This is a genomic window from Desertivirga arenae, from assembly GCF_017355785.1.
Taxonomy (GTDB): Bacteria; Bacteroidota; Bacteroidia; order Sphingobacteriales; family Sphingobacteriaceae; genus Desertivirga; species Desertivirga arenae.
In genome coordinates this window covers 346,465-360,198 of record NZ_JAFEWE010000003.1, presented here as the reverse complement: position 1 = coordinate 360,198, position 13,734 = coordinate 346,465, and the positions used below count along the sequence as shown (strand labels likewise).

General features: G+C 40.8%; 14 protein-coding genes. 8 read left to right on the top strand and 6 right to left on the bottom strand.

Annotation, left to right across the window (positions count from 1 at the left end; translation table 11 throughout):
• Nucleotides 1-72 precede the first annotated feature (72 nt).
• The 3 genes from J4N24_RS08580 to J4N24_RS08570 form a co-directional block, all read right to left on the bottom strand.
• Nucleotides 73-840: an SDR family NAD(P)-dependent oxidoreductase gene (locus tag J4N24_RS08580; protein ID WP_207533258.1), complete on the bottom strand. Its 768-nt coding sequence runs from the start codon at nt 838-840 to the stop codon at nt 73-75.
• A gap of 112 nt (nt 841-952) precedes the next feature.
• Nucleotides 953-1,345, bottom strand: coding sequence for a YybH family protein (locus J4N24_RS08575; protein ID WP_207533257.1), 393 nt, complete (start codon nt 1,343-1,345; stop codon nt 953-955).
• Between the two features lie 5 nt (nt 1,346-1,350).
• Nucleotides 1,351-2,133 carry a class I SAM-dependent methyltransferase gene (locus tag J4N24_RS08570; RefSeq protein ID WP_207533256.1) on the bottom strand — a complete coding sequence of 261 codons (783 nt, stop codon included), beginning with the start codon at nt 2,131-2,133 and terminating at the stop codon, nt 1,351-1,353.
• Between the two features lie 57 nt (nt 2,134-2,190).
• Here J4N24_RS08570 and J4N24_RS08565 point away from each other — a divergent pair, with 57 nt between their 5' ends.
• Together J4N24_RS08565 and J4N24_RS08560 are read left to right on the top strand one after the other, a co-directional pair.
• Nucleotides 2,191-2,982, top strand: a complete 792-nt coding sequence (locus J4N24_RS08565) for an AraC family transcriptional regulator (RefSeq protein WP_207533255.1) — start codon at nt 2,191-2,193, stop codon at nt 2,980-2,982.
• 103 nt (nt 2,983-3,085) lie between these two features.
• On the top strand, nt 3,086-3,598 hold the full coding sequence (locus J4N24_RS08560; protein ID WP_207533254.1) for a hypothetical protein: 513 nt from the start codon (nt 3,086-3,088) through the stop codon (nt 3,596-3,598).
• A gap of 79 nt (nt 3,599-3,677) precedes the next feature.
• On the opposite strand, the gene J4N24_RS08555 is transcribed toward J4N24_RS08560, so the two are convergent.
• Nucleotides 3,678-3,920, bottom strand: a complete 243-nt coding sequence (locus tag J4N24_RS08555) for a hypothetical protein (protein WP_207533253.1) — start codon at nt 3,918-3,920, stop codon at nt 3,678-3,680.
• A 419-nt stretch (nt 3,921-4,339) separates the two neighbouring features.
• Here J4N24_RS08555 and J4N24_RS08550 point away from each other — a divergent pair, with 419 nt between their 5' ends.
• On the top strand, nt 4,340-5,323 hold the full coding sequence (locus J4N24_RS08550; protein WP_207533252.1) for a hypothetical protein: 984 nt from the start codon (nt 4,340-4,342) through the stop codon (nt 5,321-5,323).
• Here J4N24_RS08550 and J4N24_RS08545 read toward each other — a convergent pair.
• Both J4N24_RS08545 and J4N24_RS08540 read right to left on the bottom strand, forming a co-directional pair.
• The gene (locus J4N24_RS08545) at nt 5,289-7,028 is read right to left on the bottom strand and encodes a DUF885 domain-containing protein (protein WP_207533251.1); all 1,740 of its coding nucleotides are present in this window, start codon (nt 7,026-7,028) and stop codon (nt 5,289-5,291) included. The two genes, J4N24_RS08550 and J4N24_RS08545, sit on opposite strands and share 35 nt — an antisense overlap.
• 153 nt (nt 7,029-7,181) lie before the next feature.
• Nucleotides 7,182-7,592: a hypothetical protein gene (locus tag J4N24_RS08540; RefSeq protein WP_207533250.1), complete on the bottom strand. Its 411-nt coding sequence runs from the start codon at nt 7,590-7,592 to the stop codon at nt 7,182-7,184.
• A gap of 227 nt (nt 7,593-7,819) precedes the next feature.
• On the opposite strand from J4N24_RS08540, the gene J4N24_RS08535 reads away from it, so the two are divergent.
• Genes J4N24_RS08535 through J4N24_RS08515 form a run of 5 tightly spaced genes read left to right on the top strand, consistent with a single transcriptional unit; the run spans nt 7,820 to nt 13,734 of the window.
• Nucleotides 7,820-9,064 carry an efflux RND transporter periplasmic adaptor subunit gene (locus tag J4N24_RS08535; protein WP_207533249.1) on the top strand — a complete coding sequence of 415 codons (1,245 nt, stop codon included), beginning with the start codon at nt 7,820-7,822 and terminating at the stop codon, nt 9,062-9,064.
• A gap of 26 nt (nt 9,065-9,090) precedes the next feature.
• The gene (locus J4N24_RS08530; protein WP_207533248.1) at nt 9,091-10,563 is read left to right on the top strand and encodes a TolC family protein; all 1,473 of its coding nucleotides are present in this window, start codon (nt 9,091-9,093) and stop codon (nt 10,561-10,563) included.
• Nucleotides 10,564-10,577: 14 nt separating this feature from the next.
• Nucleotides 10,578-11,303, top strand: coding sequence for an ABC transporter ATP-binding protein (locus tag J4N24_RS08525; RefSeq protein WP_440131496.1), 726 nt, complete (start codon nt 10,578-10,580; stop codon nt 11,301-11,303).
• A gap of 15 nt (nt 11,304-11,318) precedes the next feature.
• Nucleotides 11,319-12,575: an ABC transporter permease gene (locus J4N24_RS08520; RefSeq protein ID WP_207533247.1), complete on the top strand. Its 1,257-nt coding sequence runs from the start codon at nt 11,319-11,321 to the stop codon at nt 12,573-12,575.
• A gap of 13 nt (nt 12,576-12,588) precedes the next feature.
• Nucleotides 12,589-13,734 carry an ABC transporter permease gene (locus J4N24_RS08515; protein WP_207533246.1) on the top strand — a complete coding sequence of 382 codons (1,146 nt, stop codon included), beginning with the start codon at nt 12,589-12,591 and terminating at the stop codon, nt 13,732-13,734.

The window sequence follows — 13,734 nt, the reverse complement described above, 5'->3', positions numbered from 1 at the left end:
AAAGATAATAAGATAACCAGCGACCTTACCGGTCACCGGTTAGTATTCAAATAAAAATATTTTTTGGGGATCCTACCAGGGCATTGGACCTTCAGGGCCAGTAAAACTACCTGTAGGGCCATCGGTTTCCAGTGCTACCCTTACCGGTTCACGCGATCCCACTTCGAGGCTGTCTGTACCCTGAAAATTATTTAAGGCTGTAGCTGTATAGCCAGGACTCGTGGCATTAACTTTAATGTTTTCTTTTTCCAGCTCAATTGCAAAAGCTAGCGTTACGGCATTCAGTGCTGTTTTAGAAGCAGCGTACACAATGCCAAAGTGCTCTCTGGCCCAGCATTCCGGGTCAGAGATCCAGGTTAAAGAACCTAGACCGCTGGAAACATTTACAATTCGGGCCGCTGGCGACTTGCGAAGCAGGGGGAGGGCAGCTTGTGTGACGGCGATAACGGCGAAGACATTAGTTTCCCAAACAGTGCGCACTTCATCAATTGATACGTTTACAGCACGCCCGGTGGCCATAAGTTCCTCCGGACTTTTTGGTGCTGTGCCGCCATGGGATATTCCTGCATTATTCACCAGAAGATCCAAACGACCATATTCATTTTGGATTCTTCCTACTGCTGCATCAATGCTCTCTTGCTGCGTTACATCGAGTTGAATTGCTTTAGCATTTTCCCCGATAGCAGCCGCCGCCTTTTCACCGTTTTCTAGCTTACGAGACCCTAAATATACCACGTACCCTTTAGCTGCAAGGGCTTTGGCAATCTCATTACCCACTCCCTGATTTGCTCCAGTTACCAATGCAATGGATGGATTTGAAGACATAGTTTGGTTATTCATCAGATGTTATATAAAATGTTATAGGGCAAAGGTCTGCACTCAACATTATCCATCTGTAACCGAATCAAGGAGACTTGTAACCAAAGTCCCTTTAGATGATTTTTGGTCTCTATCAAAAGATATCAGCAGCAAATGGGTTGTCTACCAACCAAAGCCACAGTCCACCTTCATTTCTTTTCATCATGCAAGCAGTGGCCCCATTCATAGTAATTGCATCTCCAGTAGGACTTGTAGCTTCTAACGTCCACTGATCAACCCATATCGCCAGATTTTCTACAATGGTCAGTTTATGTTTACTGCCTTTTATAGATGGTCTCCAGGAACAAAGGTGTTCAAGTGATTTTTTGATATTCTCTAAACCTCTTATTTCCTGACCGTCTCTTTCAATGTATACTGCATGCTTATCGAAACAGCTTAATGCTCCCTCAAGGTGTCCGGTTACTATGCAATGCCGGAAATATGCAACGGCTCCTTCTGGAGCAGTTCTATCAAAATCTTGTATCATAAACTTTATTTAAGATCAAAAGCAGCAAGGTTCTTTGCCGTGAAGATATGGATGGGGTAATATATTTTTACAGAATCCTTTTGTTGTGTTGCCTTTATTCCAAGTGAGTCTATTCCAATGTCTTTTGTAATCATGAGTCGTAATTGTTCCTCTGCTTCAGAAGACGATGCATTTAATTGCTCCTCCAGATCGATTTCCATTAGGTAATGATCCTCAAATATTTCAGACAGGCCTTGGGTAGCAAAGAGGTTTCTGAACTCATTTGGAGTTAGAGCAGAGACATGAGAGGGATCTCTTAATAATTCCATTTGATCATATTGATCTCTTTTATCTTCCGGAATAGCAACATCTGCAACCAGAATAGTTCCCCCAGGTTTACAAACTCTTATCATCTCTGATAGTACCTGGTTGGTTGATATCATATGATGAAAGCTGAACCTTGTTACAACAATATCGAAAACGCCACCCTCGAAAGGTAGCAGGTTCACGTCACCGATAACAAATTCAATGTTAGTTAAGCCCTTATTTTTCTTTAACCGATATGCCTGTTCAAGCATTTCCGGGGTAAGATCGACCCCTGTTACGTGGGCCGCACATTCTGCAAATGCCGTAGCAACAATACCCGAACCGCAAGCTACATCAAGAACCTTATCCGTTGCTAATGGGCATGCCAATCGGACTAGCTGATCCAGATGCTGCTTGTGGGCGCTAAGAGAACTGTAGCCTTCGGCCTGCTTCTTAAATTGCTCCTTAATTTCCTGGTGGTGAATCTCGATATTTCTTTCCATCTCTTTTTTTTTCAAAATTCCGACATTCAAAAGCTACAGAGTGTCGATATTTAGCCAATGAATAATGATAAGAGGACAATCTTAGAGGTTGATGCGGGGTTCAATACAGATTCCTCTCGTCCCCTGATATCATTCTCGAAGGAGGTTGCGAATGCACAATGCGCCTCCGCCCACCAGCACCCCCGGGCTCAATTACTCTATTGCAACAAAGGAATGATGAAGGTCGAGGTACCGGAGGGAATATGGGTTGTTGGATCGTTGCAAGCAATGTGGATTCCCAGTGACGTAATTCACCAGGTTTATTTTCCTGAGCAGGCCAGTGTAAATTCTATTTTCATAACTCCTTCTCTTGCATCTGAATTGGCTTCAGCCTGCTTTGCTTTTGACATCCCTGATTTTTGCAAAAGTCTGATCTTAAAAATCACCTCCTTCAACAATGTCTTTCCACTCAGTGTCCAGCAGGAACGCATAGAACGTGTTTTCCTTGATGAACTTTCTTTCGCTAAACCCAGTGTAACTTTTTTACCCTTAAGCATTCATCCCACAATAAAAAAAGTTAAAGAAGCAATTGAGAGAACTCAAGAATTCAGTCATTCGATAAACTATTATGCCGACTTATGTTGTATAAGCAGCAAGACCCTCACCAGATTATTTAAAAAGGAAACGGACCTCTCATTCTCCGAGTGGACTTTAAGATATAGATTAATAGAAGCAGTAAAGTTATTAGGAGAGGGCTATACGGTTAAAGAGATCGCCTTTAAACTAGGCTATGAGAATCCCAGCTCATTTATCTATACATTTAAAAAATACTTTAAGGTTACACCTGGTTCTCTTGGCTCCAACTTGTAAAGTTAATGGTATATCGGTTGCCAAAGCCGAAAATGAAGAATGCGGGCTTTCTCGTAAATACAACAATCCTTACTTAGACGTGTTTACCAAGTTATTGTTACTTATGAAATGGTTGTTTTTAGCAGTTATTGCTTTCGTTTTCACTTCCTGCCAGTCAGGAAAAGCGAAGGAATTTGAGGCTCTCCTGGATTCCACAGAACGAGAAATTTTCTTGATTCTATCAGCCGACAGTACGGAAAGCAGGAGACTACAAGCCTTAATCGATAAGAATCCCGAAATAGCCCTACAAATTGGTAAGACCCAAGCTGATCGGCTTCGTGCAGCCATAAATAAAGTTCATCAGGCGGATATTAGCACGATTGAGAATGCAGAAGCCCTCAAGAGAAGTAGTTTGGAGTACTATAAAGGACTGCTTGAATTGAAAAATGTTGATATTCTCGAAGCTCAGTTAGAGGCGATACATCTAAAAGGCAAGTCGGAAAAATCAGAGCAGGCCATAACTGAAATTGCTAACCTGGCAAGAAGTCGGTTGAAAATCCATCGCTGTCTCGGAGAGGTGGAGGTAAACAGGAGTAAGGCGAGAATTATGTTTGAGAAAGCAAATGATCTCGATTAGTAAGACAAGGCCTCTCTATCTATTTCAAGAGCTGTAAGGTTTCTTATTTTCATATTAGCCTTCTTTATTAAGATACGCATCATTGTATTATTTCGTCCAAAAGTCCATCAAATTCTGAAAGCTTTTTAAGAAGCAATGCTCCAACTTGTATTACAAGCTCATTCTCTGCTTCTTTAGCATCTTCGAACACCGTAGGAAAAAGACTAACCCCAGTATAAATGTTATAATGAAGGGTTAATCGGCCGTCCCGGTAGTTGAAGTCCCAATATAAGGAATCAAAGTCCCCAAATTTTGTATAGTTCACATCCAACTCTTTTCTCAATAGTTCAGCAACAAAATAGAATTTGTTGAAGCCGCAATCACTGTCAATTATAACTTCAGTTCAGCCTTGGTTTTTTCTATTCTCGGTTGCATTTTTCATATTTTCCACAGTGCAGGGCTTTCCTTTCTCTACAAATATTGGTATATTAATCCGAATTATACGAGATGCCACAACCTACACAACGAAGCTGGAGCCTGATTGAAAAAGTTAGCTTTCGCTTCTCATTCATCTTTTTTAGCTGTTTTATTTTACTGTTTAACCAATTAATACCATTACCTGCAGTTTTCAATAAGATCATCTCAGCTGCAGTTATTCGGATATCTAATAGTGTATTAAACTTAAATTATATCCTTCCAACAATACGTCGAGGGGGCAGCGGTGACACTACCTATCATTACGTGTTGCTATTATTAATTTTTATGATATCTCTATCAGGAGCAACTATTTGGTCGCTTTTGGAAAGATCAAAGCAGCATTATTATAGTTTATATTACTGGTTGCTTGTCGGGCTAAGGTATTATCTGGCATTTACTTTTATTCATTATGGATTGATAAAAGTTATTAAACCTCAATTCTCATCGCCAGACCTGATTCGATTACTCTCTACTTATGGGAATTCCTCACCTATGGGGTTAGCATGGACCTTTCTTGGTTTTTCATCAGGCTATAATTTTTTTATGGGAATTCTCGAGTTACTTGCCGCTTTGCTGTTTTTCAGGAAGACTACAACGCTTGGAGCTCTCATCTGTCTTGCTGTTTCTGCTAATGTAATGGCTATTAACTACTTCTTTGATGTACCGGTTAAAATCCTTTCTACAGCGCTATTTGTAATGAGCCTCTTTTTGCTTACGCCAAATTTGACACAATTGTATAAATTCTTCATCACTAAAGAAGCTGTCCGACTAAACGAAATTGAAAGACCTTTATTAACCAGAAAGTGGGCAAACAGAGCAATGGTTCTATCAAAATATGTTATTATAATCCTGCCAATTGCTTATTCTCTTTTCTCAATCAATAAACAAAGAAAGTACTATGGAGACAGTGCACCAAAATTGCCTTTGTACGGGGTGTACGAGGTGGAAACTTTTGAATCAGAGCGGCCGTTAACGAATTGGAAACAGCTTGTAATACAGCGGCAAGACTATTCAGCTATCAGGTTGACGGGTGAGCAACTGGAGTTTTGTGACATGAAAGTTGATACCACAAGGCATGAAATAAGTATAGCATTTAAAGATGAACCTGGTACCTTTCATTGCTTCCAGTATACGCTAAGAGACCCTGAACACTTGAATTTGAAAGGAGTATATTTTGACCAAAGCTTAAAGGTGAAGTTGGTAAAGCAACACTTTCAGTTGATTGAAAGACCATTTAATTGGGTGAGCGAAGAGCCTTATAACCGGTAAATGGAGCGTCAATCAATTTCTTTGCCCAATCATCCATACTTAACTCAACAGCACTAAAAGGAATCGAGCCATTTTTCAAAAGCTGATAGTGAAAATCAGATAGTTTGAATTTACCGCCTAAAAGCTTCTGGTATTTGTTTCTTAATTCGATGATCTTCATTTCACCTAATTTATAACTCAAGGCTTGCCCTGGCAATACCATGTACCGGTCAACTTCCAATTCTGCTATATCGGCAGGCAAAGCTTCATTATCACTAATTAGTTTAATGGCGTGTTCTCTAGTCATTTTTCCAGTATGCAGTCCCACATCAACAAGCAAACGAATAGCACGGTGAAGCTCAAAACCTTTAGCGCCAATTTTTTGCCAGATATCCTGGTAGCAACCCAGGCTGTCGCCCAGCGATTCCGAATATAGGCCCCAGCCTTCAACAAATATTGGCAACCTGCCATAACGACGAAATGAAGGAAGCTCTTTATTTCCTGTTTGAAGGGATAATTGAAAATGATGACCAGGAATCGCTTCATGCAGAAAAAGGGCTTCCATAGGCCAGCCCGTTGTATTTATTTCCTCAGGTTTTCCTAAAGGAACATAAAAAGTGTTGTTATCATAATATGGCGGCGCTGAACCTAGACGGTAGGATGGAATTCCTTTAATTTTCAGATCATTGTTTATATTTTCATACTCTGTGAAGTAAACAGGCAGTTTATTAATTACCTTATCTGAAATTGCTTTATAGGAGAGTAAGACCTCTTGTACTGTTTTAAAAGGCGTGAATTGGGGATTCCTCTTCATATACAAGAACATTTCCTGATTACTTCCCTCAAATCCTGCTTTTTCTCTTAATGAAGAAAGTTCGCCTGTAATCCTCTTAAACTCGTTCAGTCCTATTTCATAGATCCCTTCAGGCTTCAGCTCCAACCCGGTGTAATAATACATGTATTTTGGATACATAGCTCGCCCATCTTTTACTCCTGAAAGGCCTGGATATAGGCTTGCTGCCGGTAGGTATTCTTCTGATAAAAATACCCTGAACTTTCGGTAAGAAGGCAAAATAGTTTTTCTTATAGCATTATCGTAATCTTGCTTCAGCTTAAGCTTGACATCTTCAGGGAAATTTCCCGGAATCCGAGACAATGGGGCATAAAATACACTGGTTTGGAAATTCGTTATGCTATCTATTTGCGCGATAACCTTTAAAACAATTACTTTCGGAAGTACAATACCCAGCTTTATTCCTTCCCGCATATTTTCCATTGCTGTTTTCGTCCATGGTTTGAAGGCTAGCATTTTATTCAACCATAACTGATAGTCGGTAATTGTTTTGAAAGACTGGTGGTTTCCTTGAGCCATTTCAGGCAGCTTAAGCATCCAGGAGCTGTACTGGTTCACAGGTAGTAATTCAGGTCTGCATTGCTTGATTGCAAGCTCGCGACTTATAAGATCTTTTAAAGCAATTAATGACAACTGGTCTTCCATGCTTAGATGACCACTTTCATAATGTGCAAGTCGACGCTGCCAACTTAAATAGAATTCCATTTCCTCCTTAACAAAAGCTTTAGTTCCTTCTCGAAGTAGCAACTGACTTTCGTATTGGATGCCTGAATAGTAAAGACGGTTCTTTTCTTTTTGAAAAGCTTCAAAGTCTTCATAAAGAGAAGTATTCCGGGCAATTTGTGCGTAGGTATTGATGTGAGTAAACTGCAAAACGAACAATAAAATGCTCAGAGATCTAAGGAAAGGCCAAAACATAAAAATCAACTGGGACTACAAAGCTAGGACTTTTACCAAGCACTAAGAACTTCTTTAAAGAAAACTGAAAGAGCGAAAACTCTTGAAAATTATAACTCATCCAATGGGTTAGTCTTTGAGGGTAAGTCGGAAGTTTCCGCCAATCCTATAAAAAGGCTTTTTCTTCAATCTTCCAATCCGTTGTTTGACCCTAATAGTATCGCTTTGGTCGACGATGATTAATTTGGTTACCGGCTTTATGCCAAACCCAAACTCCAAATGCGCTTGTTTATTTGGTGGCAATATAAATTCAAATGAAGGTTTTTCTTCAGTTTTAAAGTCAACAGCAATCATTGTAGATTTTCCGAAATTGCCTTTTGAAGTTTGTTCTTGAATTAGAATAGAGTCTTTTGAAATACCTATAACTTGTAATTTTCTCTCTTTCGCAGAAGCGTTGTAAACTGCAAAGCTATGTACAGGATCACAGGCGGTTAGGCAAAATAGTATTGCAACAAGGAATATGAGGGTAATCTTTTTCATTATGGGCGAAGTTAAGAGTCGGAAAATACCAAGGAAAATAGGATTAAAAATTCGTTATGCAACTTCTATATTTACGCGATTTCATACTGTTAAAAAATACCGTCTCATATCGTAACAGACTGTCCATAATTGAACAGTTTATATTCAGTGTCTTTTATTAAGATTCTAATTCATAGCAACTTAAGTCTGGTATTGCAATTGAAACTATAGTGTCAAACTCTGATACTATGGATCGTGCAATCACATCAAACCAGCTTAACCGGCAAAAGCTTAAAACTTATCTTGTCACAGCTATTATTATAACCATAATAATCTTTGCTTTCACACAATTCAAAAACTTGGTGAAGCCTTCTATAAAAAGAGCAGCGCTGAGGGTTTCTGTTGCCGAAAGAGGAGCGATGGAGGCAACCATAGCAGCGTCCGGAGTAGTACTTCCTGAATACGAAGTCTTAATTACCAGTCCCGTAAGTTCCAAAATCGAAAAGGTATTACATAGCGTTGGTGAAACCGTATTAGCCTACGAACCTATTCTCCAGTTAAGCAAAGAATCTTCCCTCATTGCCTTTGAGAAATTAAACGAAGAGCAGCAGGTTAACCGAAATAAGATTAACCAGCTGGAACTAAGTCTGCAAAAGAGTCTTAACGAATTAGAGACTCAGTGTTCGATAAAAGAAGTCCGGATTAAAAGCCTGGAAACCGCAGTGGCACATGAACAATCTTTGCTAAGTATTGGTGGTGGGACAGAGGAAAGCCTTAAACAAGCTCAACTAAACCTAAAAGTAGCGCGACTAGAGCTGAGGCAGTTAATTAATCAGATGGCGAATCAAAAGGCCATAATGAAGGCAGATCTGAAAAGTTTGGGCTATGAAATAAACATACGGGATAAAGACATCAGAGAGCTTCAATCCAAGATCCGACAAACAGCGATTAATTCTCCCCGAAAGGGCGTGATCACCTGGATCAATGATAAGGTTGGCGCCGAGGTGAACCAGGGTGCAGAGTTGGTGCGAATAGCGGATCTAGGTAGTTACAAAGTAGAAGCTAGTATTTCTGATAATTACGGCAGCGAGGTGAGACCGGGAAAGGATGTGATCGTCAGACTAGGGAATACAAATCTGAGAGGCAGTATAATCAATGTCCAACCTGCCATAGAGAATGGAACTATAAAATTTTCCATTGGTCTTAAAAAGAAGGATGCAAAACAACTACGGCCGAATCTTAAGGGAGATGTATTTGTCATCACTTCCTTTAAAAACAACGCTATTAGAGTTCAAAACGGTCCGGCTTTTAGCGGATCTCAAGAGCAGATAGTATTCATTTTACAGGGGAGCACTGCTTCTGCCCGGAGGGTAAAAATGGGTGAAAGCAATTCTGAATATGTTGAAATCCTTTCAGGAATTAAAGAAGGTGAAAGGGTAATAACTTCTGATATGCAGGAATTTATGCACTTAAATGCCATCCAAATAAAATAAGGCCGTCAAATCTTAATCTTATAAGTATGAAATGCGATCTCATCGCTTTTGCAATAGTGGCGCTTCCATTTTCAGCACTTTCACAAGCGTATTCTGATACAGTGAATTTAAGCTTGAAGGAGGTAATTAGCATAGCCCGGGAAAGATCAACGGCCGTAGTAAAAGCGGCAACTCTGGCTGAAAGTCAATATTGGCAGTATAAAACTTTCAAGGCCAACTATAATCCCCAGTTTAATCTGGAAGGCTTCTTACCCCAATTTAGTAAGACAAATATCCCTGTCGTACAGCCTGAAGGAACAGTAGAGTTTAAACCCGTAGTTAACGATAATTCCCAACTTAATTTAGGCCTAACCCAGAATATCGGTTTAACAGGCGGTCAGCTTTTCCTCGGGTCTAATATGCTTCGCTTTAGAGATTTCGAGCGTGGTCAAACCCGCTATAATGGTAATCCCCTTGTTATTGGCTTTAATCAGCCCCTGTTCGCCTTCAACCCGTTTTCATGGGATAAAAAGATCGAACCTCTCCGGTACGAAGAGTCGCAGCGCAGGTATGCTGAAGATCTGGAGAGCATTTCCAGAGGAAGTACAGAGCTGTTCTTTAATCAACTCCTGGCGCAGATCAATGCCGAAATAGCAACAAAGAACTTAGTAAACCACGAAACCCTCTACAAGATCGGGGAGGTTAAAGCTAAGCTTGGCAGACTCTCGAAAGATGAACTTCTTCGATTGAAGCTAGGTTATCTGAACGCCCGGAAAGCAGTAGCTCAAGCCCAGGTAAATGCAGAAACCAGCGCCCTGCAGCTAAAATCGTTTATGGGTTTTTCTTCCCTGAATCCCTTGAAACTGCTATTGCCCGAAACCCTGCCGAAAGTTGACATACCAGAAACTCAGGCATTAAAGGAGGCCCGGGAGAACAGACAACAATCAGTAGAGTTTACCCGATCTCTTTTAGAAGCCGACAAAGAAATTTTGAAAGCAAAAGGAGAGGCGGGGCTGAAAGCTAATCTTTATGGCTCCTTCGGATTAACCAATGCTGCTGGTGATGCGGCCGGACTATTCCGCAACGCCAAGGATCAACAGGTGATAAGACTGGGCTTTTCGCTTCCTATTGCCGACTGGGGGAAGGGTGCTTCAAAAGTAAAAACGGCACAGGCTAATAAAAAACTGGTAAAAGCTGGGGTAGAACAGGCAAAGCTTGACTTCGACCAGGAGATCATCACCCAGGTGAAACAGCTAAACGTGATCAAAGAACAGATGGAAACCAATAAGGATGCTGACCAAACCGCTGCCGAAAGATTCGAGATCGCCAAAAAACGTTACCTGCTAGCAGATCTCAGCATAACAGACCTTAATATTGCCCTGCAGGAAAAAGATCAGGCCAGACGGGATTACATTCTTTCACTCAAAAGCTTCTGGACTTCTTATTACAACCTACGGGTATTAACCCTTTATGATTTCGAACAAGGCAAGAAGCTCTCGTTCTTAAAAAACATGCAATAACAAAATTAATCGACATGAAAACGCAAATCACTATCTTCAAGGCTGGCAATCCTGATCTAAACGCTCGTCCTATGATACAGCTAACCAATATTGATAAGATATATCGCACTAAAACCATTGAAACCATAGCTCTGAATAAAGTTAATCTTGAGATAGAGCGGGGCGAGTTTGTAGCCGTAATGGGGCCCTCTGGTTGTGGGAAAAGTACGCTGCTCAATATCATCGGGCTTTTGGATTCACCCACTTCTGGTGAATTGAGTATTGGTGGTCAGCAGCTGAACTCTTTTAATAATAAAAAGCTTGCTGCTTTCAGAAATTTCAAACTGGGCTTTATTTTTCAAAGCTTTCATCTGATCAACGATCTCTCCGTGGTAGATAATGTTGAGCTCCCATTGCTTTATCGGGAGGGAGTATCTGGTTCGGAAAGGAGAAAGCGAGCTCTGGAAGCACTGGAAAAAGTTGGCTTACGTGCGCGTACAAAGCATTACCCAAGCCAGCTCTCAGGCGGTCAAAGGCAGCGCGTAGCCATCGCCCGGGCCATTGTCGGCAAGCCTGAAATCATTCTTGCAGATGAACCCACCGGAAATCTGGATAGCCAGATGGGGGAAGAAGTGATGAACATTATGCTTAACCTGAATAAGACCGAGGGGACCACCATAGTGATGGTTACTCATGACGAGCATATGGCAAGCAAAACTAAACGTATCATCCGTTTTTTCGACGGTCAACAGATCAATTAAAGGTTAATTAAATTTATGTTAAAGAACTATATCAAATTGGCTGTCAAGGTAATGATGCGGAAGAAGTATTACACCATCCTTTCGCTTTTAGGTGTGAGCTTCACCATAATGATCATTACCGTCTTTACCTCTTTTATTGATCAGATCATCGGCGAAAATTCAGCTGAACCTAACCGAACACATACCCTTATCCTTGATAAAGTAACGGCATACAATAAGGGAAAAGCGGAAAGCGGGGGCGCCAGTATTCACTTTTTGAAGGAGCATTTAAAAAGCCTGCAAAGCACTGAGTTGATTTCCTTTATTGCTAAGAATAGCTATGTTTCATTTCAAAATCAGAAGCCAACCGGACATATGGTAGTTTATGCAGATCAAAACTTCTGGGATATCACCAAATTCAATTTCGAAGAAGGCAGGCCATTCAGGGCCAAAGAAGTAGAAAATGCATCGAGGGTAGTGGTGATCAATATAAAAACGAAAGAGCATTTTTTCGGCGATAGTGATGCCACAGGAAAAGAGTTGACCATTTACGGTAAGCATTTCAAAGTGATCGGAGTTGTTGGAGCGGCAGCTCCTTTCAGTATGGCTTATGGAGATATGTATTTTCCTCTTTCGTTGGATGCCAACCCGAACGCCACAATGGGAAGTATCACGGGAAATTACAGTGCTATGCTGCTTGCCAGGTCTAGTGATCTGCAGGAGGTACGGAAGGAGTTGCGCTCGCGAATGAGATTGTTGAACAATAAGATCTCGGGGGCCGATTCGGTAAAGGTGTATGCCTTTACACCTCTTGAACAATTTGCTAAATCAAGTTCCTATGACGACCAGGAGCCAGAATATGGAAAGACTGCCATCATGATCTTTGTTATCTTATTGCTATTCATGTTAATACCAGCCATAAGTCTGATAAACTTAAACATGAGCAGGATTGGTGAGCGGGCAGAAGAAATCGGCGTACGCAAATCTTTCGGCGCTACATCCAGTACTTTAGTGGGGCAATTTGTGGTCGAGAATGTAATTCTAACGCTCGCAGGTGGATTATTAGGTTTAGCTTTAGCAGTTTACGCGGCAAACGTTCTGGTCGAGATCATCAATACCTTTGATCCCTTGTTTAAAATGCCTTCAGATACCTTGGCGATTAATTGGAGAGTAGTTGGTCTGAGTATTTTCAGCTGCCTGATCTTCGGCCTGTTGAGTGGAGTATATCCAGCATGGAAAATGTCGAAATTAGATCCTGTATTTGCATTGAAAGGAGGACAGAACAATGATTAAGCACCTTTTTAAAATGATGGCAAATAGGAAAAGGAAGAACTCTTTCCTGCTTCTTCAACTCTTTATATCCTTTCTGGCCTTGTTCTTCTTTGTGGGGATGAACCTGAAGAAATTCAGTCACTATTTTAAACCACTCCATTATAATTACGAGAAGATCTGGGTTTTAGATCTTGATCTTACCAAAGTGCCCGACGACCAACGACTGAAGTTCAGTAACCTGGTAAAGCAGCAACTTAAAAATGTGAAAGAGATCGAAGGCATCAGCGAAACCAATGCAGTCCCCTTTCATAATTGGGGAGACGAGCAGAAGATTGAATACAATAAACAAGTGACAAAAGTGAGGGCCTTTGCGGTTGATGAGGAATATGAGAAAGTAATGGGACTTGAAATGTTGAAGGGGAGATGGTTTAATAGATCAGACTCCAGCCTTTATACAAAGCCTGTTGTTATTACTAAAGACCTCGCCATCCAGCAATTCAAGGATATAGATCCGCTAGGTCGTAAAATTCTGATAGAAGGCAAACCTGCAATGGTAATAGGTATAAGCGAAACCTTTAGGGAAAATGTATCAGCTTTCGCAGAGCCAGGGTTTTTTATTCCGCGGGAAGGGGTGGCAACCGAGTTCTTAATCAAATCGTCAAAGGCCGAAGATATTCAGCTAATGGACGAGAAAGTGAGAAAAGCAGTAATGGCTGTTTCTCCCGACCTTATTCAGATCAAGCAAAGTATTTCCTTAAGTCTTCTTAAAAAGTACGCGCATAAATTAGACTATATGCAATTAGCCGTAGCTTTCGTGGTATTTGTTTTTCTGGTGATCAATGTGTTTTTGGGAGTATCAGGAATGTTTAGCTACAATATTGCGCAACGAAAAGCCGAGGTTGGCTTAAGGGTGGCCATGGGAGCCAATGCCATAGATATTCTAAAACAGTTTCTGGGAGAAACAATGGTAGTTACTACTCTCGGTATTTTTCCTGGACTGCTCATTGCCATAAATCTTATCGCCTTGAGGTACTTTGAACCTTACATGGATGTCTATTACGGAACGCTTGGTATCCTCATCTCGGCTTTATTTCTATATTTACTCATGCTTAGTTGTGCTGTTTATCCCAGTTTAAAAGCTTCCAGAATTCAGCCTGCTTATGTTCTTCATGAAGACTAG

What these genes read in the sequence shown, in the direction of transcription:
- J4N24_RS08580 (WP_207533258.1), bottom strand. Translation starts at nt 840, where the DNA reads ATGAATAACCAAACTATGTCTTCAAATCCATCCATTGCATTGGTAACT.
- J4N24_RS08575 (WP_207533257.1), bottom strand. Translation starts at nt 1,345, where the DNA reads ATGATACAAGATTTTGATAGAACTGCTCCAGAAGGAGCCGTTGCATAT.
- J4N24_RS08570 (WP_207533256.1), bottom strand. Translation starts at nt 2,133, where the DNA reads ATGGAAAGAAATATCGAGATTCACCACCAGGAAATTAAGGAGCAATTT.
- J4N24_RS08565 (WP_207533255.1), top strand. Translation starts at nt 2,191, where the DNA reads ATGAATAATGATAAGAGGACAATCTTAGAGGTTGATGCGGGGTTCAAT.
- J4N24_RS08560 (WP_207533254.1), top strand. Translation starts at nt 3,086, where the DNA reads ATGAAATGGTTGTTTTTAGCAGTTATTGCTTTCGTTTTCACTTCCTGC.
- J4N24_RS08550 (WP_207533252.1), top strand. Translation starts at nt 4,340, where the DNA reads ATGATATCTCTATCAGGAGCAACTATTTGGTCGCTTTTGGAAAGATCA.
- J4N24_RS08540 (WP_207533250.1), bottom strand. Translation starts at nt 7,592, where the DNA reads ATGAAAAAGATTACCCTCATATTCCTTGTTGCAATACTATTTTGCCTA.
- J4N24_RS08535 (WP_207533249.1), top strand. Translation starts at nt 7,820, where the DNA reads ATGGATCGTGCAATCACATCAAACCAGCTTAACCGGCAAAAGCTTAAA.
- J4N24_RS08530 (WP_207533248.1), top strand. Translation starts at nt 9,091, where the DNA reads ATGAAATGCGATCTCATCGCTTTTGCAATAGTGGCGCTTCCATTTTCA.
- J4N24_RS08525 (WP_440131496.1), top strand. Translation starts at nt 10,578, where the DNA reads ATGAAAACGCAAATCACTATCTTCAAGGCTGGCAATCCTGATCTAAAC.
- J4N24_RS08520 (WP_207533247.1), top strand. Translation starts at nt 11,319, where the DNA reads ATGTTAAAGAACTATATCAAATTGGCTGTCAAGGTAATGATGCGGAAG.
- J4N24_RS08515 (WP_207533246.1), top strand. Translation starts at nt 12,589, where the DNA reads ATGATGGCAAATAGGAAAAGGAAGAACTCTTTCCTGCTTCTTCAACTC.